The sequence below is a fragment of the Vibrio sp. KUL70 genome, assembly GCF_059725515.1.
Window position 1 is genome coordinate 499,344 of the sequence record NZ_AP045835.1, and the last position, 24,622, is coordinate 523,965.

The following is a 24,622-nucleotide window of genomic DNA, read 5'->3' on the forward strand; positions in this document are numbered from 1 at the left end:
CGCCTTTCCGTGTACTTTCCATGAATTAGAGTGGCAACTACTAACGACTTGCATGATAGAGCGCCGTAGAAAGGTTAAATTGATAGCTCTGTGAACTAGATATTCAGTAGCGCCCAAACAAAAAAACGCCCAAGCTGGCTGGTGCTTGAGCGCTTAAAATTAAAGCGATGGACTAATTAGAACGACTTAAAAGAGCGTCAAATTAGAAATTGTAACCACCACCGATCATAAATACCCATGGGTCGATATCTACGTCCGTAGAGTAATTTGTACCACCTAAGTTGTATTTCGCAGTCGTATCAATATCTGCGTACCATACAGAAGCGTTTAGGAACCAGTCATCGTTGATCATGTAGTCCATACCAACGTTCGCGGCAAGACCCCAAGAGTCATCTAGAGATACATCGCTTAGGCCAGCAATTTTAGAACCTTCATCGAAGAATACTGTGTAGTTGATACCCGCACCCACGTAAGGGCGGAAATCGCTCTCTGCAGTACCGAAGTAGTATTGAACCATGAATGTTGGTGGAAGGTGCTTAGTATCTGCAATTTCACCAAGACCAGTCGCAGAAATATTGTGGGAGAACGGTGTAGCTGCTAGAACTTCAAAGCTGATGTTATCAGTAAACATGTAACCAAGCGTTAGACCAAGCTGAGTATCCGAATCAACACCAAACTCGATGTTTGAGCTGCCAGCTACAGCACCACTGCTCTCGTTTGGAGATACCGTTGCCGCTCCAACACGAACGATGAAATCGCCTTCGCTGTGAGCAAGAACGTTAGCAGACATAAGGGCTGAAAGTACTGCAATACCACATACTGTTTTTTTCATTATTATTTCCTTTTGTAGGGCTTACTAATTGATGAGTAAGTAATCATTTCTTATTTTGCGTGCAAGGTATCACACAATAACCCTACGTTATTGATGGAAATCAATTTGTGAAAAGTTGTGATTATTTATATAAATTTATTTAACCCCGATCACTCTATTCACTCAATTTATTGACACTTTTGTAATGCAACTTTTCCGTGCATCACTTTGTTAATCAAACCTGCCAGATAAGGCAATGCACAATACTGGTGCAAAAATATGCCTTATCACCATCACCTGTTTCGTATTGGTGCACTCAGCCTTAGAAAGTCATATTCACCACTATAATTCAAAGACTTAAGTATGGCTCAATGCTTGCAACGGTTTTGGCATAATCATAAATACATTGAGGTTCTGACATGCAAGACACTCTAACTATCGTCCTCGCAGGCGGCGTAGGTTCTAGGCTTTCCCCACTAACAGATAATCGCGCAAAGCCCGCAGTCCCGTTCGGCGGCAAATATCGAATTATCGACTTCACGTTAGCAAACTGTTTACATTCTGGTTTGCGACAAATACTGGTGTTGACGCAGTACAAATCGCACTCTCTACAAAAACACCTACGTGATGGCTGGTCGGTACTCAACCCAGAGCTTGGCGAGTTCATCACCAATGTTCCTCCTCAAATGCGCACTGGAGACAGTTGGTACAGTGGTACGGCAGATGCCATATATCAGAACTTGTATCTACTCTCCCGCAGTGAAGCAAAACACGTTGTGGTGCTATCTGGTGATCACATTTACCGCATGGACTATGCACCGATGTTAAAACAGCACAAGCAGACCGAGGCCGATCTCACGGTAGCGTGTATGGAAGTGTCGATTGACGAAGCGAAAGAGTTTGGGGTGATGGAGATTGACGAATCTCATCAGATCCAGAACTTTACCGAAAAACCAAGGTATCCAGCCTGTGTACCGGGTAGGCCGACGAGAAGCATGGCGTCAATGGGGATCTACATCTTTGATAAAGAGGTACTCACGCGCGCTCTATTAGATGACGCTGAAGATCCAAACTCTAGCCATGACTTTGGTAAGGATATCATCCCGAAATTGGTGAACAACCAAAGTGTTTATGCGTATAAATTTGGCAGCGAAGAGGGTCGAGTCACACAAGACGCTTACTGGAGAGATGTCGGTACCATTGACTCCTACTATCAATCCAACATGGATCTACTTAAACCTGTCTCCCCTATCGACCTTTATCAACCTGATTGGGCGATTCGAACCTATGATCAGCAACTTCCCCCAGCTCGAACCATTGCTTCCGTCGAGGGTAATCAAGGTATCTTTATTAACTCAATGATTGCGAATGGTGTGGTGATAGAGGGCGGGTCAGCTCAAAACTCTATTTTCTTCCCAAAGGTAAAAGTCGAGAATGCCGCCATTGTTATCGATAGCATCCTGTTTGAAAATGTGAAGATTGGAAAAAACTGTCACATCCAGAACTGCATTATAGACAAGCATGTCAAGGTGCCCGCCGGAACCGTGATTGGTGTCGATAGCAAAGCCGATGCTGAGCGGTTTCATATATCAAAAGAGGGCGTGATTGTGGTTCCTTCCTCATACCGATTTGACTGATTTAATGCTGTAAACGGAACTTAAATAAGCAAAAATGGCAGCCATGACGCTGCCTTTTATTTGTCAAATCAAAACCATTAGAGTAAAGCGCTAAACTAAAGGGCACATCAACAGATGTGAGGTTGATTAGCAGTTTCCGAACCCAAAGCAAGATCTCAGTACGCATTTGTACAAAAAGTGGCTAATGTTGGAGAGGGTTGTCTGAAGGGAACAATTTACTGCGAATCAGAGGCAGCATAGAGTAATTCGTCATACATGGTGCGAAATTAAACATGTATCAAAATCACGAGACATAATATGCGCACTGTTTTGGTGAGTTTCAAGAGCCAAACAGCAGATTATTTGATAACACTGAACTCAATCACACATGTGTATTTCCGCTGTTGGTTAATCTAACGGATGTTTGCTACGTTTAAATGACACAGTCATTGGAAAGGTATGATTTATGAAAGTAAACGTTCAAACACATCACGTATCAATTAACGACGACTCACGCAAAGACATCGAAGGCAAGTTCGATAAGATTGCTAACCACTTTCCATCACTGATCAGCTGCGACATCATCATCACAAAAGAGCACAACCAACATCAAGTTGAGGTGTTCACAAATTACGAAGGTGTACGTGTAACAGCCAAAGCGACAGACGATATTATGTATCCTGCCGTAGCAGCAGCAATCAAGAAACTAGAAGCAGGTCTGAGTAACAGAAAAGGGCAACTGAAAGCTGACCTTCACGCTAAACCGACCAGCACCAAGCCAGAAATCGCATCTGACATCATTCAAGAGATGAAGCTAGTTTAACTCGTACCCTTCTATCTTATAAGGTGGATTGGTAAGAAAAACAGAATACTACGAGCCAGCCAACGCGCTGGCTTTTTTGATCGGGAACGAAAGTAACCCTATATCTTTATACCAATCGTAGTAAATAATTGCTCACCCTAGCTTGTTAAAATGCTCGATAACTGCGTTAGAATTTTTGATTGTAGAATAACTACTTATCGAAACTCTCTGTTGCAGAAAAGCTGCCTTGTTCTCAAGCCTTTTTCCTACGCTATTTTTGTTCACCTATTTACTGTGATTGGTATTAAATCATACAAAGTATTGGGTGAGTCATGAATTGCAAGTAGTATGAAATCCACTATCGTTATGGAGCAATGCAATAAAGGATGTTTATGATGAAAAAAATCGCACTTGTACTTTTCTTAGCAAGCCAACTGATGGCCTGTACAGAGGTCGGCAGTGAAGCTTGGTGTACCGATATGAAAGAGAAACCAAAAGGCGACTGGACCGCAAACGAAGCCGGAGACTTTGCTAAGCACTGCGTATTCTAGTCCATACAACCAAGATAACCGCTTATAGGAAAGCTTATCGCGCTCGATTAAATCCATCTGTGCTAAACTGATGCGCTGAGAATGAATCTAAAAAAACGACCCTAGGTAGACCGAGACTCCTAGGGTCGTTTGAGCTTCAAAAAAACTAGACAAAGCTCTCAATCATCACACAGTTTTACTTGGGGGAATATGTGATTAAATCAGTTTGTTACGAATATGAATCACGACTGCTTCCGCGATGATCACGACCGCAAAAATGCTCACCAGTACCATTGATACCTTCTGCCACTCAAATAAGTTTTGAGCATCATTCAGTACCACACCGATACCACCGGCACCAACTAAGCCAAGTACGGCGGATTCACGAACGTTAATATCCCAACGGAACAGAACAATCGAGTAGAAAGCGGGCATGATTTGTGGCCAATAACCTTTTAGTAAAACACTCATCCAAGACGCGCCAGTTGCACGTAAGGCTTCAATTGGCCCCATGTTCACTTCGGCAATGGCTTCCGCTAACAGCTTCCCTACAAAGCCTACACTGCGGACGGCAATTGCCATAATGCCTGCAAGAACACCGGGGCCAAACAGGGCGATGAATAGCAGAGCCCAAACCAGTGAGTTCACTGAGCGTGAAGACACTAGAAAGAACTGAGCAATCCAATTCAAGCTTTTGTTTGGCGTAATATTTGGCGCATTCAACAGCGCTAAAGGTATCGCAAAGATCAGAGTAAACAGCGTACCGAGCGTTGCGATGTGCAGCGTCTCGATCATCGCGTCATGAATGGTGGTTGGATAAAACCCATAATCCATCGGCAGCATGCGTTGAAACATATCCGCGAACTGCGCAGGCGCGTCATACAAAAACTCAGGAATCACTTCCACTGTTTGCCAAGACCACACAATCGCGCTCACCAAACTCAGATAAATGGCAAATCGAGCGATGCGTTCATTAGGAGTAAATCGCTGCCACTCTCTATCAATAGATGCTGTTGTCATCAGAAAATTCTCCTAACAATGTTGGAAAGAAACTCACCTACAAGAATCAAAGCGATAATGGTGATCAAAATAGCCGCTACAAAGTCGTAATCGAAGCGCTGGAATGCCGAGAACAGTGTGCCACCCAGACCACCCGCACCAACGATACCAACCATGGTCGAGTTACGTAGGTTCGAGTCGAGCTGGTAGCTAGCGAAGCCGATAAAGCGAGTGAACACTTGCGGCATTACCGCATACAGAATCACACTCACAAAGCTTGCCCCAGTCGCTTTAATGGCTTCGACTGGTTTGAAAGAGATCTCTTCAATCGCTTCTGCGAACAACTTGGCAATGAAGCCAATGGAAGCGAAGACGAGAGTCAGGATCCCCGCCAATGCGCCGAAACCCACGGCTTTTACGAATAGAATCGCAATGATGACTGGGTGGAAAGAGCGACATAGCGCGATAAAGCCGCGAATTGGCGTTGATACAATCGATGGCATCATGTTTCTCGCAGCTAACAAGCCCAAGAATAGAGAAATAACGATGCCGAAGAAGCTCGAAATAATCGCTATCTGCAAGCTCTCTGCCAACCCACTTAACAGTAAGTTAGTGCGTGAAAAATCGGGCGGAAACATGCGCGATAGTAAACGCTCACTCTCGCCAAAACCGATAATTAGTCGGTCAAAGGTCAAACCCAAGGTCGAAAAGCTATAGAAAAGATAAGCGACGATCGCCACGACAATCGCACGGTTTGTCCACGATGCCTTAAACGGATTCTGATATTGAGTCTGCGATGTCGATGAGTTTGTCGTTAATCCAGCCATGACTCACCTCCGTAGATGATCTTAAGGTCATCTTCTGAGATACCTTCAGGGCTGCCATCGTAATGCACCTTGCCGTTACACATACCGATGATGCGTTTCGCATAACGCTTCGCTAGGCTCACATCGTGAATGTTAACCAGTACAGGGATATTTTTCTGCTGTGCGAAGGTTTCCATCAATTCCATGATTTCTACCGCTGTTTTAGGGTCAAGAGATGACGTTGGTTCATCAGCCAATAAGATGTATGGGTCTTGCATAACAGCACGAGCGATACCCACACGCTGTCTTTGACCACCAGATAAGCTGTCTGCACGCTGATTAGCGAAATCTTGAAGGCCAACAAATTCTAGTAGTTCGAAGGCTTTTGCAAGATCCTGTGAAGAGTAGTTACGACGCCACGCATTCCAAGCCGTCATATAACCTAAGCGGCCACTCAATACGTTCTCAATAACAGTCAATCGCTCTACTAAGTTGTACTCTTGAAAAACCATACCGATGTGACGACGCTGTTTACGCAACGCTTGTCCCTGCAGTTTTGTCAGGTCAGAACCATCAAAGATAATCTCACCTTTACTTGGATCATTTAGACGGTTGATGCAACGAAGCAGTGTACTTTTACCCGTACCTGATGGGCCAATGATGGCGATGATCCCAGGTTCATCGATATCGATGTTAATTCCTTTAAGGATCGGCTTTCCTGCTACGTATTCGTGATACAGGTCGTTGATCTTAATTCCGTCATAGCTAGCTACGGCCATACTGCGTTTCCTTGTGCAAATTTAAAATGAGCGATGCCCTACCCGTGAGGGCATCGACTTAAAACAACTTATTCAGCGAATAAGTGAAAAGGGTATTAGAGAGGAGTTACTGACTGTTTGCTTGTTTCGCGAGCTCAGCTGCTTTTTTCTTCGCGCGTTTCGCCGCATCTTTTTCCGCAAGCTTTTTCAGACCCGCTTTGGTGTAAGCAGTACCGGTTGCATGAGCAATGTCACGAATCACGCCCCACTCTTCTTTGTAAGAGATAGGAGAGAAACGATCAGCGCCTTTGAATGCTGCGCTCATTTCCGGTGTAAAACGATAGCTAAAGAAAGCTTCGTTAATCTTGTCAACAAGCTCTGGTTTCAGGTTGTAAGCGTAGCCAAATGCTGATGTTGGGAAACGTGGGCTGCGGTAGATAATTTTAAGCTCAGACGCATCCACACGCCCTGCTGCAACCATGCGGTCGTAAACATCCGATGCGACAGGTGCTGCATCGTAGTCTCCGTTGTATACACCCAAAATAGATTGGTCATGCTTGCCCGAGTAAAGCACCTTGTAGTCTTGGTCTGGTACTAAGCCTTTTGCAGGGAAAAGTGCACGTGGTGCAAGGTTGCCAGAGTTTGATGACGCAGAAGTATGCGCAACCTTTTTGCCTTTCAGATCAGCCATCGTCTTGATGCCACTATCTTTACGCACGATAGTGATTAGGTTGTAACCTTGGAAGCCTGACTCATCGCCCTTCACTGCGATTGGTACATAACCCGCTAAGTTAACCGCGTAGCCCGTAGGACCTGTTGAGAAACCCGCAACGTGAAGACGACCAGAACGCATAGCTTCCACTTGTGCAGAGTTTGAGTGCACTGTGTAGTAAATTACGCGCTTGCCTGTGATCTTACTTAGGTGCGCTTGGAAATCAGCAAATGCATCTTTATACAAAGCTGGGTCTTCTACGGGAGTGTAGGTAAACACGAGCGTACTCGGGTCGTTCCACTCATCTGGATTTTTAGGCGAGTCAGCCACTAAATCTTGGTTTTCATCACAGTATCGATCGTCTAGCACACCACGGTTAGAGCAGTCGTTTGCCATAGCCATTGAAGGAAGTAGTAGGGAACTAGCGATTAACAGTCCTTTAACACTGATTTTCATATTCAAACCTTACTTTTACTTTTTGTTGAGGGTCGAACCTCTTATTGCACCCTTTGTGCCAATTATTATTTTATTTATTTTCAATAACTTAAAACAAATCTCATTTTAAGTGATTAGATTTGAGTCATTTGTGTCCAAGCTATTAATATGAATTTGGGTCACTTTTGTCCCACACTTATCAAGCCAAAAAAAGAGCCTGAAGGCTCTTAATAAACAGATTGAGATTGTCCAATCATAGAGACAGGCAGCTCACTTCATACCGCCCATCTCACCAGCTCACTTAGGCTTTTGGTGCCATGCAGTTAGCGTAGTACGTTGTTGTCGCAGGCCAGTCACTGAATACACCCAACACTTCAACGTCTTGCGCTAGTACGTCTAGCATCTTCATCATATCGCCATCGTTGTTGATGCCTTGCTTGACGCTTTGGTAATACCAACCACCACCTTGTGTCAGTGGACCTGAACGCTCAAGTGTCCAAGCAATGATGTCTAAGTCAGCTTGCTTCGCCAGTTTAGCGTAGTCAGACGCAACGATTTGGTTGTCTTTATCAAGCTCAACTAGAGCAAACAACGGCGGTGCGATGATGTTTACACCCGCTTTTTGTAGCTCTTTCATGTTCTCAATCGAAGCGACAAAGTCCGCTTGCTCATACACTCGGTCGTCCAGATACACCGCTTGTTCACCAAACTTAGGGTTTTCTTTGATCCAGTATTTAACGTCATCCAAGTTGAATGATTGTAGGTACGCTTCAGACGCATCAAATCCAGCCGCTTTAACTTCATCCACCAACTTTTGAGCATACATCTCTTGGCTAAAGCCATTGAATGGCATCTCTACCGCTGCGGATTTCAGCTCTGGTGTCACCTTCACGCCATGTTGCTTGAACAGCGCTGCACTCTCAGCATGAGTCATCAAGGTACCGCTTTGGCTATAAAGATCAGTTCTCCAGCCAGGCGTGCCATTCATGTACTCTTCAACCGTGGTTGCTTTAGGGTTCGCACCGTCCATTTTCCCTTTAAGAGTCTTAAACTCCGCCAAGGTAAAGTCCGTTGTGCGACACTCCACCTGAGCGTCTTCACCCGTGGCAGGGTTAGCTGGTTTAAATGGGACCGTACATTTCTTCGCAAGCTCTGGGTGAGCCAACACGTCCGTCGTGGTGTGCAAATCGTTTTGTGAGTGACGGCAGACAAGCTCTTTGTCTTTGGTAAAGGTCACATCACATTCCAAGATGCCAGCACCCATTTGAATCGCAGCGAGATAAGACTCTTTAGTATGTTCAGGGAACTGCATTGGTGCACCACGGTGACCAATAGAGAAGTCACTGCGCTGGAAAGGCCCTTCACTACAACTCAATAGCTTAGTTTTCAGCGGTCCTTCGTCCATATTGTTGATTAAAAAGAGGGGACGAGGTCCAAGGTTGGCAGACTCTTGTGCTGCCCATGCTGTCATCGAACTCACGCCGAGTATTAAAGCAATTGAACCTTTCAGAATTTGCTTCATGTTTGTATCTCCTTGCAACAAGCAATTATTTTTTCTTTCCTTAATTTGGCCATTCAGCCTCCACTTTTCACGCTCCCGCTCATTCATAAAAGATACGGATGCAATACAGAGACTGATAACCTGCCTGCGGCTTAAACCATAATGCTGATACGCAGCACTGGCTTTAAGCCGCAATGGTTTAGTGCAGGCATTGTGCCAAATGCTAAAATCCTTGCATTACAAACACTTGAAGTAGATATTAATTTATAGATTCATTAAATGGGTCATTGCTGTCTTATCAGTTTTATCCCATTTCACACTGACTATATTTGGAACGAACTACATTTTAAAACTCTCTTTATCAAGCTGATGCTTTTTCATTTTTCGATACAAGGTTTTACGGGGTAAGTTAAGCTTGTTCGACACATCATTAATGTTGCCAGCGCTCTCTATCAAAGCTTCTGTCAACACATTGCGTTCGTACTGCTCCATCTGCTTTTCAAAGGCAAACTCACCACCGGTCGATTCACAGCTTGGTGATTGCAAATCGAAACCATCACCCACAATACCGAGTACGAAACGGTCCGCGACGTTGCGCAGCTCGCGTACGTTGCCCGGCCACTCATGTCGACACAACTGCTGGATCTGCTCAGGATAAATTGTCGAGGGACGAGTCTTATATTTGTGGCTAGCTTGAACAACAAAGTGTCGAAACAGAACTTGAATGTCCTCTTTACGATGTCGTAGAGCGGGCAGATTCAGACTGGCGATATTCAAGCGATAGAAAAGATCGGCTCTAAACTCACCCGACTCACTCAGGCTAGCGAGATCGGCTTTGCTTGCCGCAACCACAACAATATCAACAGGGATCAATTCATTGCCGCCGACACGCTCAATGGTTCGCTCCTGAATCACTCGCAGCAATTTGATTTGCACCGCGATAGGCATACTTTCGATTTCATCAAGGAATAGGGTTCCACCACTCGCCTGCTCTATTTTGCCAATGCGTTTTTTATTGGCACTGGTGAACGACCCTGCCTCGTGGCCAAACAACTCACTCTCAATGATGCTCTCTGTCATACCGCCACAGTTAATCGCTACAAACGGTTTGGCTTTTCGTCGGCTAAATTGATGAAGCGCCCTTGCTATCACCTCTTTACCAGTACCCGTTTCACCATTAATTATGGTATCCACACCTGTGTGTGCTAAAGCGAGAACCTGTTTGCGAATACTCTCCATGCCCTTTGATTGACCGATAACGACAGACTCGATTGGTAGGTCACTCTCTTCACTCTCACCAAAGGTTTGAGAGCTGCTGCTCTGACATTGCGCTAGTGCGAGATTGAGCTTCTCTACCAACTCACTGGTATCTAGTGGTTTTTCTAAGAAATCAAACGCACCCAGCTTCATCGCTTCAATCGCCATAGGTATGTCACCGTGACCACTCATCAATAACACTTGTACGTTCGGTGCTCGGTGTTGAATCGCGCTAACCAAACTCAACCCATCGATTTTCGGCATTCGAACATCACTCAACACCACAGACTGGCTGCTTCCCTTCAACGACTTGAGTGCCAGGTTAGGGTCGGTATAACTGGTGACGTTGAACCCTTCGAGCTCAAGCATTTCACTCACCGCTTCGACAACGTCCAGTTCGTCATCAATCAAAATAATGTGGTTGTCTTGGGTCATGAGTGTGTGCCTTTTGGTAGAGTGACGATGAAAGTTGTACCTTGGTGTTCTTGAGATTCCACGTGAATCGAACCACCAAAGTCTTTTATGATGTTGTAAGCAATGGACAAACCAAGTCCGAGCCCTTTTCCAGAACTTTTTCGTGAATAAAATGGGTCAAACAAGTGCGGGAGATCCTCTTGAGGAATACCTAAACCGTTGTCTTTGACTGATACTTCAATGGTCTCTGAGTGCTCAGAGGTAGAAATGATCAACTTAGGTTGTTCTTTGTGCTCGATAGCATCTAACGCATTGCTAATTAGATTCACCAAGACTTGTTCTAAACGGATACTATTGGCTCGAACCAACAAAGACCGATGCGGTGAATACTCAATGTTGGCTCCGCTTTGGCGAGTCTCAAACAAGTCAATCGCATCGCTAATCACATCGTTCAGTACAACACTAGTTAGCTTACCGTCGCTTTTACGAGAAAACGCTTTTAGGTGACGAGTAATCGCTGCGACTTTCTCTAGTAGTGTCTCGATCTTCTGCAGGTTGTTCACGGCCTTATCTGGGCGCTCTTTTTCCAGCCACAACTGTGCACTGCGAACATGGCTGTTTACTGCAGTCAGAGGTTGATTGATTTCATGTGTAATGCCGACACTCAACTGCCCCAAAGCCGCAAGCTTACCTGCTTGAATCAGCTCATCTTGGGTCACGCGCAATTTCTCTTCAGCAATAGTGCGCTCGATAACCTCAGCTTCGAGCTTACGATTGGTCTGTTTCACAACCTTAGCGGTGGTTTGGAACACTCTTAAATATTTAGCCATTTGCGTCACTTCATCGCGACCGCGAATCGCGACTTCGGTATCTAGATGCCCAGTAGAGATAGCGAACATGTTGTCTTTTAGTTGCAAGAGGCGCTCTAAAACACTCTTTCGCACATAGAACCAAGATATCGCCGCTGCGGCTAATACGCTAAACAGGGAGAGAAACAGAGACAGTCGCTGATTTGAAAGCAGAGACTGTTGAGCTTGTTGAATGGATTGATCGATATTGCCATTCACCTTGCTGGTGTGGCTTTCAATCTGAACCGTGAGCTGGTTAAGGTGCTCTCGGCTATTTTGTAGAAAGTACATCTCTTGATAACGGTGATCGAGCGCCTTATTTTTTAGCTCGTACAGAGTGCTTGTATTAGAGGCCAAGCTGTAGATCACCATCAATTGCTCATCCAGCTCAGGAAATTCACTCCGTAGATCGCCACTCGCCCAAATGCCCCACCACTCTTCACCGACCTGCTCTAGACGGTATCCAGTGTAGTCGAGTTCATTGAAGCTAGAATCGTTGTAGAGCTTCTCGACCAAACCCAGTTGATAGTAGAGCAGTGCCTTTAGTTGGGCGAAATCTATCTGCTGCTTACTCGATTGAGGGAGATCATCGAGTGCGTCACTGGCTTGTTGGAGCAATGGATAGAAACCTTCTAGCAGGTTACGTAACTCTTTGTTGAGCTGCTGCGACTCTATTTCACTCTGATAGAGCAAGCTCAAGCTATTGTGAACTTGTGAGATAAGATCCTTGAAGTAAGAATGGTAGTCGGGAAATTGAACCATGATGCCTTTCATCTCCGAAATGGCCTGTTCAATTCGCAGCATCGCTTGTTGGCGCTCTAGGTTGGATTCAGCACCACTGAGTTGGGAAGAGGTTGTGATGACTTCTCTGACTCTGTCGTTCAGGCGAGCCGCATTATCTAGCGCAGGGATCTCTTGCTCTTTCAGCTCAACAAGGCGCTGATTGAGAATATCAAAAGTGAAACTAGAAAAGACCGAAAGAAAGATAGTCGTCATCGACAGCATCGCTAGAGCCAACACCAAACGCAGTTCAATACCTTTCCAATTGAACCACCTTCGACGTGAAAACTTCGCCCGCAACGTGGGTTGAAAGCGAAATTCATCGTCTACAAATTGGGAAGAATCACTACTCACATTCTTTACTCTTTCTTATCGAACAATTCACAGTAAGCGTCAATGATTCAAAGAGTTAGGATGTTATATAAGCCATGCCAACCAAGCGTATTGTTTTAGAGAAACAATGAAATCGCCTACAATCATTAACATTTCACATAAAACACCATAACAATTCTTTTATAAAGTGCTGACTGTGCATTTTGCGATAACAGAAAGTGACCTCGTAGACAGAACCAAAATTGTGTTAGGCCGAGGGTTGTTTAAAGAGCGATCAAGCGGACGATTTCACTCCGGGGCGAGTTGTTGCTACTTTTCTTTCACCAGAAGGTGATTGCGGTTATCACGGCTCTTTTTAATAAGCTCGTTGCTTTCGTCCATATCATCAGACTTAGCCAATCTATCGTACAGAAGGACATTCACCGTTGCCGCTAAGTTCATACAACCAACCGTCGGTACATACACCACATGGTCAGCGCGATCTGCAACCTCTTGAGAAATCGAACCGTCTTCTGGACCAAAGATGTAGATAGCGTTCTCTGGGTGTTGGAACCTTGGTAGAGGCGTCGCGCCTTCTGCTAGTTCAACACACACAATCTTTGTCTCTGGGTCAAGGTCATCGAGAAATGAATCCACCCCGACCAGTGGAATATTGCGAGTTGCACTCTTGGTATCGGTATGAAACTTGGCCGCCTTTTCATAACGTTGCCCCGTGTACTTAACCTCATCCACTTGATAACACCCCGCTGCACGCATCACAGCGCCCACATTGGTTGGGCTTTTGGGGTTAGTTAAACCAATCGTTACCTGGCCTTTCTTCATGAATGTACTCACTTAAATCAATAACAACGTGACTGGATTGTCACAGAGCGCCGCATTCTAGCAAAGCATTCAAGCTATCAAAAGTTCTGACACACTCCTCTTCGTTCTCCTGCTCTCAATTATGTTGAGTCGATTACTCACTTATTCAGCTAAAAGTTAACCGCTGTCAAATTTATCGAACAAAACTATGCGAACGTAACGTTTAGACGAATGGCGCATTTACATTTTTTAAACAGGCAAATAATGTAAATCAACATGTGGCATTTTTTGAGCAGCATGCCGAAAATTTCATCTGTTCAACCGGTCCTGTGACCCAATAAAAATAATATCTCTGCAGTAGGAAGTCTTTATGAGTCTAACCATCAGAAACCGCCTCTATATTTTGTCTTTTATCCCTCTCCTGTTTATGACGCTCGGAATGATCTATGTAAGCTATCTAAAGACAACCGAACTTACCGCTGAACAGGTCAACTCGACTCGTACCAACATGATGGAGATGAAACAGAAAGAACTGAAGTCTTATCTACAAATGGCGAAGTCGTCAATTACACCATTCCTAGAGCGAGGTGCCACACTAGAAGAAGCCCTACCTACTTTGCGTCAGCTAGAGTATGGAGAGTCAGGCTACATCTTCGGTTACGACTCCAAAGGCGTGCGTGTGGTGGTTGGTCAAAGTACCGATGGTATCGGGAAAAGTTACTTCAACCTGCAAGACAAAAAAGGCAACTACCTGATTCAGGATCTGATCAAGAATTCGAAGGTCGGCAAATTCACTACTTACTACTTTCCTAAGTTAGGTGAGACCGAAGCGCTACCAAAACTGAGTTACTCGATCTTCATTCCGCAGTGGGATTTAATGCTAGGTACGGGGTTTTATACCGATGACATTGATGCGGTTATCGCTGAGATGGAAGCAAGTTCAAACCAAGCATTGCAGAGCACGATCACTGCGATCAGCCTGTTCTGTGGCCTGATCGCACTGATCGTTGCTGTTTTCGCCGTCGGTATAAATCGCACCATTATGAAGCCAATCGAGCAGCTGGATCGTTCAATTAGCTCGTTTGCAAGCGGTGAGGCTGATCTGACAGCTCGTATGGAATCGTTTCGTGCACCAGAATTTGCCCGCCTTAGCGACAACTTCAATGCGTTTGTTGCGAGCCTTCAAACCATTATTCGTAGCGTGAGTGATGTTGGCCAGCAAGTGGTGAACGAGACCAATAGCATGTCAGCTCGTGCCGCTCAAGTCGATGAACTGGCAAACGGTCAACGTGAAGAGACTGAACAAGTTGCTACCGCGATGACAGAAATGACAACCACGGCTCAAGAGATCTCAAGTAACGCGAGCCAAGCGGCGAATTCCGCGAAGCAGGCAGAAAACAACGCACGTGAAGCGCAAGAGATTGTGAATGCCGCGGCGGAGTCTGTGGCAGGCTTAGCCTCTGAGGTATCAGAAGCGAACACTGTCGTATCTCAACTTGAGGGGGATGTACAAAACATCTCATCTTCTCTAGCGGTTATCCAAGACATTGCGGAACAAACTAACCTACTGGCATTGAACGCGGCTATCGAGGCGGCGCGAGCAGGTGAACAAGGGCGCGGCTTTGCGGTGGTTGCCGACGAAGTTCGTAAACTCGCAAGCAGAACTCAAGAGAGCACTGGTGAAATCCACACCATGATCGAACAATTAAAAGCGGCCTCTGATGCGGCTGTCAAAGCAATGGATTCTAGTCAAAATCGCAGCGCTCAAACAGTAGAAGAAGCGAACGCAGCCGCTGAAGCGCTGGCGCGTATTCAGGAGTCAATTGATACCATCATGGACATGAACTCTCTTATCGCCACTGCAACCGAAGAGCAAAATATAGTCGGCCAAGAAATATCACAACGCGTAGTGGTTATCTCTGATTCAAGCTCTCAGTCAGCAACATTAGCCAATGAAAACCGCACGGGTAGCCAAAACTTGAACGATCGTGCGAACGAGCTGTACCACCTAGTCGACCGATTTACTGTTTAGTCTGCTATTTAAATGCGCCCTTATTCAGCTGGATAAGGGCCTTCACCCTCGCGGCACCATCACTCAAACCAGCCGTACATTCAAACCAAACGTCTTTTTTCAAGGCACGGAAACCCGTGTCGAATTAATCTAGGTTATCAGCGAGAAAGTCCACCAGCAGGCGAACTTTAGAAGAGAGATTACGGTTTTGAGGATAGAGCGCCCAGATCCCCTCTTTGTCATCTCGGAAATCCGACAACACTTCCACCAGCTCTCCCGACTCTAGATCATCGCTGACATAGTATTCAGGTAGCTGCACTAAACCAATGCTCTGTTTCGCGGCATCAAGAAGTGCTAAACCGCTGTTGCATTTAATTCGCCCATTAACTCGTACCGATCTCGGTTGACCATTTTCTTTAAATCGCCAGTGCTCAAACCCACCAACCAAACACTGGTGATTGGCAAGCTCTGACAAAGTATGTGGTTCACCATAACGTTCAATGTACTTCAGACTTGCACAGACATAGAGCTGTCTCTGAGACAGGCGCTTTGCAACTAGACTCGAATCTTCCAGTCGACCTAAACGAATCGCCACATCTACCCCCGAATCGATAAGATCTAACTTTTGATTGGTGAGCATTAACTCGAGCTCAACTTGAGGGTACTGAGTCAGAAACTGATGCAGCAAAGGCGCAAGCTGGCGCTCACCATAAGTGACAGGAGCCGTAACTTTCAGCAGACCTTTGGGTGTCGATTGCATCTGGGTTACTGCAAGCTCTGCTAGCTCCAGTCCCTCTACCAACTGCTTGCATTGTTGATAGTAGAGCTGCCCTGCTTCGGTAAGAGACACTTTACGTGTCGTGCGATTCAATAATTTAACGGCTAGTCGCTCTTCCAAGCTGGCGACACGACGGCTAATTTGTGCAACAGAGGTCGATAGTTTATTAGCAGCACCGGTAAAGCTTTCTCGCTCGGCCACCGCGACAAATTCACTGACTCCTTCCCAATTCGCCATACCACACCTGTCTATTTAAAATAATCTGTTTACTAAGGTCTGTTTAGTCTATTGAATTACCCCATTTAAGTCATCTTGATTCATGTATCGCCACGATTGAAACCCCACTATTAAGTCGTCTATGTATTGCTTAGACACTACTCTGACATTCACTAACAAGCCTTACTTTTATCTTACAAATACAGCAATTTCCCTGACACTTCTTACGTCACTTCATTGTTATCTTGGTTGTGCACCGAAACATTGATGTTCATAAACAAAGTAAGGTATTCCTATGAAGAAATTAATCGTACTTGCATCAACACTTGTTCTAAGCACAACAGCGTTTGCAGCAACTAAAACAGCAGTTCTAGAGACAACGCTCAAGTCAGATACATTTGTTACTGAAGCGGAAGCATACGATGCAGGAGCTACCCTTATGGAAGAGTTAAGCACTAAGAGTTCTTTTGAACTTTCAAGAGAGCTGCCTCAGTTTAGAAACACGACTAAATACGATTCGTTTAAGATTGATGATGCCAATATGGAAGTGAAGAAGATCACCAATATGAGTGGTGATGTGCATTATCAAGCGGCGATCACCGTCGACTATCGTTACACCTACAAAGACGGTCGCAGCAGTTAATCTTGCTTGAGGCCAAACAGAAAAGCCCGCATTTACTGAAAAAGTAAGTGCGGGCTTTTGGCTTTAGACCTTCATAACAGATCGCTTAGTCTGTTATCGGTTTAATCTTAACAGCTAAACTTCAAACTGAGACACTAGTCGATCGAGTGATTCACACTGCTCTGCCAGTGCCATACATGCATTTTCTGCACTGCTTGCCATCTCAACCATCTGACCGGTACTCTCGGCAATGCGTTGAACATTCTGGTTGACCTCTTCGGAGACGTGGGATTGCTGCGAAGCTGCGGTCGCAATCTGTGTATTCATCTCATTCATCATGCCAATTGAGCTGCTGATTTCAGCCAAAGATGTCGCTGCTGTTTCTGCTTGAGCAATGGTTCTCTCACCGCTCTCTTTGCTCTCGTCCATCACACTAACCGCTTGCTTTGCACCTTGCTCAAGACGCTCAATCATAGATTCGATCTCACCGGTGCTGTCTTGCGTTTTACTTGCCAGTGCACGTACTTCGTCTGCAACTACAGCGAAACCGCGCCCTTGCTCACCGGCACGTGCCGCTTCAATCGCCGCATTCAGAGCCAATAGGTTAGTTTGTTCAGCGATGCCTTTGATCACACTTAAAATCGAAGCGATGCTCTTCACATCAGTATCAAGGTTGTGTACCACACCGCTCGCGTTCTCAATATCACTCGCCAAGCGCTCGATTGAACCCACAGTCAAGGCCAAGGTCTTGTTGGTTGATTCCACTTCGCGCGTCGCCGTATTACTCGCTGTTGCAGCATCAAGAGCATTACCACTCACCACCGAGCTAGTGGCCTGCATTTCATGTACTGCAGCAGCAACCACTTCGCTCTCTTGCTGCTGACTAGCCGAGAATTCCACTACGCTTTGAGTCAACGACTTAATGTTTTCCATCTCTGAACGCACGGCATTTGACGCAAAAATCACTTGCTCAACCGTCACATGGATTTTGCCAACAAACTCGTTGAACGCGGCACTCAGACGTGCGATTTCATCACTGCCTTCAACTTTAATACGTTGTGAAAGATCGCCATTGCCTGAAGCGATTTCGCTCATCGCTTTCTCTACATCTTGGATAGGCTTAACGATGAAACGGTTTGATAGCCATAGTGCAAAGCACGCAGCGAGAATCGCGACACCCATACCAACTTCGATAACAATCTTGCTAGATTCAATCGAATCATCAGTTTGTTGACGTAGTTTTTCCTGTTTCTTCTCAATCAGAGAGCGGATAGACCTAAGCTGGTTACGGATCGTTTCAAACTCTGCATCCAGCACTGGTGAGAATTCACGATTGTAAGCGTGAGCATTTGCTGGATCAGCAAACATAGGCTCATGAAGTTCAACCCAACGGCTCATTGAAGACACTAACTTAGTCAGCTCATTGCGAGATGAGCGATCAAGAACGCCAGCGTCATACAGTTTCTGTACACTCTCAAAACGCGGTACAGCTTTGTAGGCATTGTCTTTGAACTCAAAAATTTGGTAATCGATCGATGCCTGATCCTTCGCTAACAGAAGCCCTTGCGCCGCAGAGATGACTTGGTAGATATCGCGATAACCGTCTTCTAAATTCTCTAACACAGGTTGCACAACATTATTCAACTCGTGATTGATCGCAGCCTGTTGATTCGACTTAATTACATTCACAATGGTCACTGCAGAGAAAACTGCAACGATCACCAGCAGCGGAATCGCGATCTTACTGCGGATGGAAAGGTTGTTGATACTCATTTGTCCTCTTAACCGTACATTATTTAGTGATATTCGTATAATATATCGCATACGGATTAATGGACGCTATGAATTTGTGAGGTCTATCTCATGGCAAACGTTACCCTAAAACTGTTTGATTATAATTCAACCAGATATGAATAATTGCCCGAAATAACACCGCCTAATTCCTGCAATAAGCTGGTGATATTATGCGAATCAACCCATAATGTACGACTGATAAATCGATAGGTAAAAACATGAAAATTTGTGGCGTTGAAATCAAAGGTAATGATGCGATCATTTGTCTACTTTCTCTTTCAGATGGTGTATTCAACATCCCTGATTGCCGCGTTTCTAAAGTCGCGATTAGCGATGCAAATGACACGCAAAAAATGAAAGATTTCCAGTTCTCTTTCGCCAAACTGATGGAAGATTACCAAGTTGAGAAGGTGGTAATTCGCCAACGTCAAACTAAAGGCAAATTCGCCGGAGGCGGTCACGGCTTCAAACTAGAAGCCGCTATCCAACTGATTGATGGCTTAGATGTAGAAGTTGTAGCACCAGCAACAATCAAAGAGAGCCTAAAGCACAACCCACTGATGATGAAGTTCAAAGAGACTGGACTAAAACAGTACCAAGAAGCGCCATTCACAACCGCTTACGCTTGCTTAATGAACAAAGCGTAACGCAGGCCTCTTAGAGATTTTCCATTGAAACTAAAAGAGCCCTTCGAGGGCTCTTTTGTTTGAGAAATACTATCCACTCTTTTCTGGTGACTTTCTCTAAAGTCTAACTTGTACTTTTCTCTTAAAGCCCAACGAGAGATTTGGCTTTTTCACCACTAAATAAACCGCGATAGCTGCCAGCGCAAAGCCTAACGCACCATAAAAATCAAAAGACTCACCAAACATCAACCAAGCTTGAATGGCCGTTGTAGGAGGTACAAGGTAAAACACAGAAGCAACACTCGATGCTGCCCCGTGTTCCACCATGTAGAGCAACAGCAAAATCGCCACACAAGACAACACGACGACTAGCCAAACCAAGGTTAATGACAATTCTATTGTCCAGTCGACCTGCATACTCTCAAAACTCATCGCATAGGGCACAAACAAAATAGCCGCTGCGAAATACTGCACCATCGCACTGCCCACCATATCCACCCCTTGGCAGAAACGTTTCTGGTATAGAGTACCGAAAGTAATCCCTATCAAAGCAAGAATACACAATAATACTGCTTCCATTTTGTGCGCATCTGACTGCCATTCGATGTTCCCCATCAGCACCAAACTAATACCAGAGAAGCCGAGTGCTAACCCTACCCATTGAGCCCAATTAAAACGCTCCACAGTGAAAGTTACAATCATGATGGCGGTGAGTATTGGCTGTAAACCAACCAAAAGTGCGCTCAAACCAGCGGGCATGCCCATATCAATCGCCAAATAAGTCCCACCAAGATAGAAGCCATGTATGAGTATGCCAACCACACAACTATGAAAAAAGGCACTACCTCGAGGCACTTTACGTTTGAGTGTCGCTATCAGAAGCACGAACAAGAGGACATTAGCGATCATACGCAGAGACAACAAGGTCGCAGGTTCCGCATATTGCAAACCAAACCGTGCACCGACGAAACCTGACGACCATAAAACGACGAAAACAAAGGGAATAAATTTAATCAACATGATAAAACCCTGGTCAACTATTCAACAATACTGTTACCTTAGTTGGGTACAGATGTAGATAAAAGATACAGTTTTAATGTTTTAGATGGTTACAGATTTTGCGCTCAGGGGGCAATAGGTGGGTATCAACAAATACTTGGCAGTGGAACAACACATTAAGAATCAGATCGAAGGGGGGATTTTACATGTTCATGATCGCCTCCCTTCCATTCGACAGCTGAGTACACAACTCAATATGAGCAAAAACACGGTCATTCGAGCCTACCAAGAGCTTGAAGCCACGGGGCTCATCTACTCTGTACCAAAATCTGGTTATCGAGTGCAGGAGATCGCACTCTCTGCCTCCGAAAAAAGTAGCCGCCCACAAAAGGTGGATCTGTTATCAGTCACTCGATCCGTGCTGTCACGCCCAGATGGAAAACTTAAACTCCTCACGGGCTCAGCACACCCGAATATCAATAACTCGGCAATACGAAGCCTGTATGCCGAAATAGGCCGACATAGTCGTATTCAAGCTCAGTTACCCGGTTATTACCAGCTCCCTCCAGGCGATGATCAGTTGGTGAAACAGCTCCTCAAGATCACTCAAGACATTGGAGTACCAGCCAGTGCCAATGAAATAGCCATCACGCATGGTGCTCAACAAGCGATCAGCCTCGCACTGAGAGCATTAACCGAACCCGGTGATATCGTAGCACTCGAGTCTCCCTGTTATTTTGGCAACCTACTGCTGCTGGAGTCATTAGGGCTCAAGGCGCTGGAGATCCCAAGCAGCGTTCATTCAGGGGTTGATATCAATGCCCTGCAAGATGCGGTCGAGAAATGGCCGGTTAAAGCGGTATTAGTAACGCCTAATTTCACCAACCCAACGGGCTCTCGAATGCCTTTGAACAATAGAAAGGCACTGCTAGAAGTCACGAAACAACTGCCCATCATTGAAGACGATGTGTTTGGCAGCCTAGCCTATGATTCACCACTGCCAAGTCTAAAAGAACTCGATCAAGAGGGGCGCGTTATCTACGTAAATTCACTATCGAAAACGCTCGATTCGAGATTGCGTATCGGTTGGTTGCTCTCAGGGAGATATCAGCCACAGATCGAAAAGTTTCTTCTGTGTGACAACATGGGCAGCTCAAACCTGATGCAATCTGCGGTTGGGCAGTTCTTAACCTCAGGCCGATATCGCAGCCATATTGCGAAAATGAAGCGCCTTTATCAAACCAATCATAAACAGTTTCACACAGCGCTCAGTGAATCATTAAACCAATACCCACAAGTAAAAGAACGCTATCACTTATCCCGTGCGGAAGGGTCGTTTCTGGTTTGGCTCACCCTGCCCGATTCCTTCGACAGTTATACGCTCTATTTAGACTGCTTGGAGCACAAGCTAGGCATTCTACCGGGAACAGTATTCGGTACACATGAGCAATATAAACATTGTGTTCGATTCAGTGTTGCCAACCTAGAAGAGACCAAAGAGTGGAGAGAAGGCATTGAGATATTGGCGAGATTGATAGCCAAACAGCTTACGTTATCGCGCTAAGGCTAATGGCGGTTATCAATTATAACGCTACTTTGATACTAGAATGCAGGCCCGCGAGACTTAACGAATCGCGGGCCTTTTCTTTATCCATATATACTATTGTTTCTTGCAACACCTATCGTTTAAACACGTTAGACAACGTCTTAAGCGTAGACGCTAATTGTGCTTGTTCACGAGCCGTAACTGCTATCTGTGTTGCCCCTGTGGTTGATTCTGTCGATTTCTGTTCCACAGAGATAACATTTTTCGCGATGTCCTGCGTGACGACCGCTTGCTCTTCAGTAGCCGTTGCGATCTGCTCGGCCATACTGAAGATTTCACCGACTGAATCGGAGATGCTTTGCAGGCTTTGCTCTACATCACGCGAATCTTCTACGGCTTTTTGCGACATCTTTTGACTGTTATCAATAACATCAAATGCGCTTTGAACATCGGTTTGCAGGGCCGTTACGAAGCCTTCGATCTCAGCTGTCGACTCTTGAGTGCGCTGCGCTAGTGTTCTTACTTCATCCGCTACGACTGCAAAACCACGCCCTTGCTCACCTGCACGAGCCGCCTCTATCGCCGCATTCAGTGCTAATAGGTTAGTTTGCTCAGCCACCGATTTGATCACATCAATGACGCTGTTGATGTTACTGCTGCTCTCATTAAGATGTGCGATCTTGTCGGCTAAGCCATTAATCTCATTCGCTAGATGCTCGATGGAATGATATGAGTGTTGAACCGTCTCTAATCCAATCTTAGTTTGCTGGTCAGCCATTTGCGCTGAAGTCGCTGTTTGCTGAGTTTTGTCTGCCACTTCATTTACTGTTGCTGACAACTCTTCCGTTGCTGTGGCGATTAGACCAATTTGATCTTGTTGCTCGACCAATGCATGAGAATTGTAATCACAAGTCTGCGATGTCTCTTCTGCCGCAGAAGCCAACGACATGCTTGAGTGAGACAACTGATCCATCACATCTTTAAACTTCTCTAAAGTCGAATTCAAAGACGCGGCAATTTGGCCAAGCTCACTGCTTCCTTCATATTGAGCGCGCACTGTTAGATCGTTGCTATCGCGAACACTTGCCATCACCGACGTTAAATTAGTGACTCGCGTTGTTAGGTCTCTCACCACTTTGATACCAACAAACAGTGCAACTATAGATACAACGACAAACAGCGCAATACTAAATAGCATCTGTGTTTGTGCTTGTTGTGTTTTATTCGCTGTAAGATTGATTAACGAATCAGCAAGATGGTTTTCTGTCTGTTTGAGTTTAACGATACGACCTGTGGACTGAGCAAACCAATACACCGGGTCCGTATTGAAGCCGCTCATGGTCGATTTCGCCACTTCTCTCAAGCGTGTTACTTCATCCACTGCTTTATCATTAAGCTGCTGTTCGAAGAAAGCCACATTTGCGGGTGTGCTGAGCTCTCTAAAGTTGGAGAAATAAGTATCTTGCTGCGTCACTAGTGAGATGAACTTCACCAACATGCCTTCACCAAACTCATCTTTCGAAAAAGTATTGCTCAATACGGCGCGCTCGATACCGGCTCGCTCTTTCCCTTGAAGGAAGTTGTAGTAAGCGATGGTCTCACGAGTAATGACCGAATCACTACTTAACTCAGCGATCAAAGAAGACACACTCAATAACTTAGCGTTAAGCTGAGTGTAGTAAGCAAGCGCCTGCCCTAAAGGGATTGTTTGAGCATCAACCTGACGACGAATATCTGTAATCTGGTTGAGTCCTTGAGAGATCGTTTGATTGAGTTGCGTGATCTCTGGCAACTCCACGTCTTGCGCTTGCCAAAAGTCGTTGCGAGCAGAGCGTTTTTGATTGGTTAAATTACGTTGATCGCTCAACTCTTTGCCAAACTTAGTCCCTTTTGCTCCCAAAAAGCCAGCAGTCATACCACGCTCTTTCTGAAGCTCGTGTACCAGTTCACTGTACACAACCGAAAGGCGAGTCAGTTGGTTAAGGGTCTGCATCTCTTGGGATGTATGAATGCTTTGCGATATGGCTGTAGCACTGAGCCACAAAAACCCGAGTATGGGTAAAATAAGTAGGGCAAATATTTTTTGCTTGAACGACATGTCCGTTAGTTTCATAAACCTTTCCTAGCAGCTGACAAATCTCTATATCCCGACTGTGGCACACTTCTTACTTGGTACACCTTTACCGAGATCATCTAATTGTCAAATTAAACAATAAATATGCCATCCTGAGATAACAGTGTTCAAAATAACATCTAAGCACATAAAATATAGGGCTTTATTACGTTTCTAGAAGCTAGACACTACCCAATAAGTCTAGAAGTGACATAGAACATAATCAGTATATGCCCAAATAGACAACAAGTTGCACCTTGCCAGTGCATATTGCGGTAAAAAGCCGTATGGGTATAATGCGCCGCTGAAAAAATTGATGAACTAAAAGTGAGGCAAGCATATGAACTGTCCTTCTTGTGAAGAGCATGTGGGTTGGGATTGGATTGAAGATGAAGCCATTGAGCCTAATGAAGAGTTCGAGTGCCCGGAGTGCAGCGAAACCTTGATGTACACCATAGATGAAGGCACCTACTACGGTGCAGAACACAAAACGGTTGAAGTGGTGGATAGCTAA

Annotated in this window: 21 protein-coding genes; 8 read left to right on the plus strand and 13 right to left on the minus strand. The window is 45.2% G+C overall.

The genetic code is table 11. The features are described 5' to 3' along the window. Nucleotides 1–202: 202 nt before the first annotated feature. Entirely contained in the window at nt 203–832 is a 630-nt protein-coding gene (ompW, locus tag AC6I7V_RS16305) for an outer membrane protein OmpW (protein ID WP_255232427.1), read from the minus strand. A gap of 398 nt (nt 833–1,230) precedes the next feature. Between ompW and glgC the strand changes: the two genes are divergently transcribed. The 3 genes from glgC to AC6I7V_RS16320 all read left to right on the plus strand — a co-directional run bounded on the left by glgC (nt 1,231) and on the right by AC6I7V_RS16320 (nt 3,780). Beyond that, entirely contained in the window at nt 1,231–2,448 is a 1,218-nt protein-coding gene (gene glgC, locus AC6I7V_RS16310) for a glucose-1-phosphate adenylyltransferase (protein ID WP_372063608.1), read from the plus strand. Nucleotides 2,449–2,893: 445 nt separating this feature from the next. Then, entirely contained in the window at nt 2,894–3,250 is a 357-nt protein-coding gene (hpf, locus tag AC6I7V_RS16315; RefSeq protein ID WP_032553431.1) for a ribosome hibernation-promoting factor, HPF/YfiA family, read from the plus strand. 374 nt (nt 3,251–3,624) lie between these two features. Continuing rightward, nucleotides 3,625–3,780: a DUF3012 domain-containing protein gene (locus AC6I7V_RS16320; protein ID WP_150868545.1), complete on the plus strand. Its 156-nt coding sequence runs from the start codon at nt 3,625–3,627 to the stop codon at nt 3,778–3,780. A gap of 195 nt (nt 3,781–3,975) precedes the next feature. On the opposite strand, the gene phnE (AC6I7V_RS16325) is transcribed toward AC6I7V_RS16320, so the two are convergent. From phnE (AC6I7V_RS16325) to AC6I7V_RS16360, 8 genes are all read right to left on the minus strand, one after another. Beyond that, on the minus strand, nt 3,976–4,779 hold the full coding sequence (phnE, locus tag AC6I7V_RS16325; RefSeq protein ID WP_255232425.1) for a phosphonate ABC transporter, permease protein PhnE: 804 nt from the start codon (nt 4,777–4,779) through the stop codon (nt 3,976–3,978). Next, nucleotides 4,779–5,585 carry a phosphonate ABC transporter, permease protein PhnE gene (gene phnE / locus AC6I7V_RS16330; RefSeq protein ID WP_152470207.1) on the minus strand — a complete coding sequence of 269 codons (807 nt, stop codon included), beginning with the start codon at nt 5,583–5,585 and terminating at the stop codon, nt 4,779–4,781. Before phnE (AC6I7V_RS16330) ends, phnE (AC6I7V_RS16325) begins: the two co-directional genes overlap by 1 nt. Continuing rightward, complete coding sequence (gene phnC / locus AC6I7V_RS16335; RefSeq protein ID WP_152470206.1) at nt 5,573–6,343, minus strand: phosphonate ABC transporter ATP-binding protein; 771 nt, start codon at nt 6,341–6,343, stop codon at nt 5,573–5,575. Before phnC ends, phnE (AC6I7V_RS16330) begins: the two co-directional genes overlap by 13 nt. A gap of 106 nt (nt 6,344–6,449) precedes the next feature. Continuing rightward, the gene (gene phnD / locus AC6I7V_RS16340) at nt 6,450–7,490 is read right to left on the minus strand and encodes a phosphate/phosphite/phosphonate ABC transporter substrate-binding protein (protein WP_261883997.1); all 1,041 of its coding nucleotides are present in this window, start codon (nt 7,488–7,490) and stop codon (nt 6,450–6,452) included. Between the two features lie 280 nt (nt 7,491–7,770). After that, nucleotides 7,771–8,991, minus strand: a complete 1,221-nt coding sequence (locus AC6I7V_RS16345; RefSeq protein WP_255232423.1) for a glycerophosphodiester phosphodiesterase family protein — start codon at nt 8,989–8,991, stop codon at nt 7,771–7,773. A 318-nt stretch (nt 8,992–9,309) separates the two neighbouring features. Beyond that, nucleotides 9,310–10,662, minus strand: coding sequence for a sigma-54-dependent transcriptional regulator (locus AC6I7V_RS16350; protein WP_498012269.1), 1,353 nt, complete (start codon nt 10,660–10,662; stop codon nt 9,310–9,312). Further along, complete coding sequence (locus AC6I7V_RS16355; RefSeq protein ID WP_498012357.1) at nt 10,659–12,569, minus strand: sensor histidine kinase; 1,911 nt, start codon at nt 12,567–12,569, stop codon at nt 10,659–10,661. Before AC6I7V_RS16355 ends, AC6I7V_RS16350 begins: the two co-directional genes overlap by 4 nt. Before the next feature lie 342 nt (nt 12,570–12,911). Then, nucleotides 12,912–13,424, minus strand: a complete 513-nt coding sequence (locus tag AC6I7V_RS16360; protein ID WP_255232420.1) for an RNA methyltransferase — start codon at nt 13,422–13,424, stop codon at nt 12,912–12,914. A 349-nt stretch (nt 13,425–13,773) separates the two neighbouring features. On the opposite strand from AC6I7V_RS16360, the gene AC6I7V_RS16365 reads away from it, so the two are divergent. Further along, nucleotides 13,774–15,435 (plus strand): methyl-accepting chemotaxis protein, encoded by a 1,662-nt coding sequence (locus AC6I7V_RS16365; protein WP_255232419.1) that lies wholly within the window; start codon nt 13,774–13,776, stop codon nt 15,433–15,435. 124 nt (nt 15,436–15,559) lie between these two features. Here the strand turns inward: AC6I7V_RS16365 and AC6I7V_RS16370 are convergent, their stop codons facing one another. Continuing rightward, entirely contained in the window at nt 15,560–16,429 is an 870-nt protein-coding gene (locus tag AC6I7V_RS16370; protein WP_498012270.1) for a LysR family transcriptional regulator, read from the minus strand. Nucleotides 16,430–16,703: 274 nt separating this feature from the next. On the opposite strand from AC6I7V_RS16370, the gene AC6I7V_RS16375 reads away from it, so the two are divergent. Continuing rightward, nucleotides 16,704–17,051 carry a DUF3316 domain-containing protein gene (locus AC6I7V_RS16375; RefSeq protein WP_498012271.1) on the plus strand — a complete coding sequence of 116 codons (348 nt, stop codon included), beginning with the start codon at nt 16,704–16,706 and terminating at the stop codon, nt 17,049–17,051. 114 nt (nt 17,052–17,165) lie between these two features. Here AC6I7V_RS16375 and AC6I7V_RS16380 read toward each other — a convergent pair whose 3' ends face one another. Further along, nucleotides 17,166–18,803 (minus strand): methyl-accepting chemotaxis protein, encoded by a 1,638-nt coding sequence (locus AC6I7V_RS16380; RefSeq protein ID WP_498012272.1) that lies wholly within the window; start codon nt 18,801–18,803, stop codon nt 17,166–17,168. Nucleotides 18,804–19,042: 239 nt separating this feature from the next. Between AC6I7V_RS16380 and AC6I7V_RS16385 the strand changes: the two genes are divergently transcribed. Next, complete coding sequence (locus tag AC6I7V_RS16385) at nt 19,043–19,471, plus strand: DUF3010 family protein (RefSeq protein WP_255232415.1); 429 nt, start codon at nt 19,043–19,045, stop codon at nt 19,469–19,471. A gap of 96 nt (nt 19,472–19,567) precedes the next feature. On the opposite strand, the gene AC6I7V_RS16390 is transcribed toward AC6I7V_RS16385, so the two are convergent. Then, nucleotides 19,568–20,470 (minus strand): DMT family transporter, encoded by a 903-nt coding sequence (locus AC6I7V_RS16390; RefSeq protein WP_498012273.1) that lies wholly within the window; start codon nt 20,468–20,470, stop codon nt 19,568–19,570. 118 nt (nt 20,471–20,588) lie between these two features. Between AC6I7V_RS16390 and AC6I7V_RS16395 the strand changes: the two genes are divergently transcribed. Continuing rightward, a complete protein-coding gene (locus AC6I7V_RS16395; protein WP_255232413.1) occupies nt 20,589–22,013 on the plus strand; it encodes an aminotransferase-like domain-containing protein in 1,425 nt (474 codons plus the stop codon). A gap of 115 nt (nt 22,014–22,128) precedes the next feature. Here AC6I7V_RS16395 and AC6I7V_RS16400 read toward each other — a convergent pair whose 3' ends face one another. Further along, nucleotides 22,129–24,108 (minus strand): methyl-accepting chemotaxis protein, encoded by a 1,980-nt coding sequence (locus AC6I7V_RS16400; protein WP_498012274.1) that lies wholly within the window; start codon nt 24,106–24,108, stop codon nt 22,129–22,131. Between the two features lie 340 nt (nt 24,109–24,448). On the opposite strand from AC6I7V_RS16400, the gene AC6I7V_RS16405 reads away from it, so the two are divergent. Continuing rightward, nucleotides 24,449–24,622 carry a hypothetical protein gene (locus AC6I7V_RS16405; protein ID WP_255232411.1) on the plus strand — a complete coding sequence of 58 codons (174 nt, stop codon included), beginning with the start codon at nt 24,449–24,451 and terminating at the stop codon, nt 24,620–24,622.

Excerpts from the sequence above, each read along its gene's own strand:
- phnE (WP_255232425.1), bottom strand. The coding sequence starts at position 4,779 with ATGACAACAGCATCTATTGATAGAGAGTGGCAGCGATTTACTCCTAAT.
- AC6I7V_RS16370 (WP_498012270.1), bottom strand. The coding sequence starts at position 16,429 with ATGGCGAATTGGGAAGGAGTCAGTGAATTTGTCGCGGTGGCCGAGCGA.
- phnC (WP_152470206.1), bottom strand. The coding sequence starts at position 6,343 with ATGGCCGTAGCTAGCTATGACGGAATTAAGATCAACGACCTGTATCAC.
- glgC (WP_372063608.1), top strand. The coding sequence starts at position 1,231 with ATGCAAGACACTCTAACTATCGTCCTCGCAGGCGGCGTAGGTTCTAGG.
- ompW (WP_255232427.1), bottom strand. The coding sequence starts at position 832 with ATGAAAAAAACAGTATGTGGTATTGCAGTACTTTCAGCCCTTATGTCT.
- AC6I7V_RS16385 (WP_255232415.1), top strand. The coding sequence starts at position 19,043 with ATGAAAATTTGTGGCGTTGAAATCAAAGGTAATGATGCGATCATTTGT.
- AC6I7V_RS16345 (WP_255232423.1), bottom strand. The coding sequence starts at position 8,991 with ATGAAGCAAATTCTGAAAGGTTCAATTGCTTTAATACTCGGCGTGAGT.
- AC6I7V_RS16405 (WP_255232411.1), top strand. The coding sequence starts at position 24,449 with ATGAACTGTCCTTCTTGTGAAGAGCATGTGGGTTGGGATTGGATTGAA.
- AC6I7V_RS16400 (WP_498012274.1), bottom strand. The coding sequence starts at position 24,108 with ATGAAACTAACGGACATGTCGTTCAAGCAAAAAATATTTGCCCTACTT.
- AC6I7V_RS16365 (WP_255232419.1), top strand. The coding sequence starts at position 13,774 with ATGAGTCTAACCATCAGAAACCGCCTCTATATTTTGTCTTTTATCCCT.
- AC6I7V_RS16320 (WP_150868545.1), top strand. The coding sequence starts at position 3,625 with ATGAAAAAAATCGCACTTGTACTTTTCTTAGCAAGCCAACTGATGGCC.
- phnE (WP_152470207.1), bottom strand. The coding sequence starts at position 5,585 with ATGGCTGGATTAACGACAAACTCATCGACATCGCAGACTCAATATCAG.
- AC6I7V_RS16350 (WP_498012269.1), bottom strand. The coding sequence starts at position 10,662 with ATGACCCAAGACAACCACATTATTTTGATTGATGACGAACTGGACGTT.
- AC6I7V_RS16390 (WP_498012273.1), bottom strand. The coding sequence starts at position 20,470 with ATGTTGATTAAATTTATTCCCTTTGTTTTCGTCGTTTTATGGTCGTCA.
- AC6I7V_RS16375 (WP_498012271.1), top strand. The coding sequence starts at position 16,704 with ATGAAGAAATTAATCGTACTTGCATCAACACTTGTTCTAAGCACAACA.
- AC6I7V_RS16360 (WP_255232420.1), bottom strand. The coding sequence starts at position 13,424 with ATGAAGAAAGGCCAGGTAACGATTGGTTTAACTAACCCCAAAAGCCCA.
- phnD (WP_261883997.1), bottom strand. The coding sequence starts at position 7,490 with ATGAAAATCAGTGTTAAAGGACTGTTAATCGCTAGTTCCCTACTACTT.
- AC6I7V_RS16380 (WP_498012272.1), bottom strand. The coding sequence starts at position 18,803 with ATGAGTATCAACAACCTTTCCATCCGCAGTAAGATCGCGATTCCGCTG.
- hpf (WP_032553431.1), top strand. The coding sequence starts at position 2,894 with ATGAAAGTAAACGTTCAAACACATCACGTATCAATTAACGACGACTCA.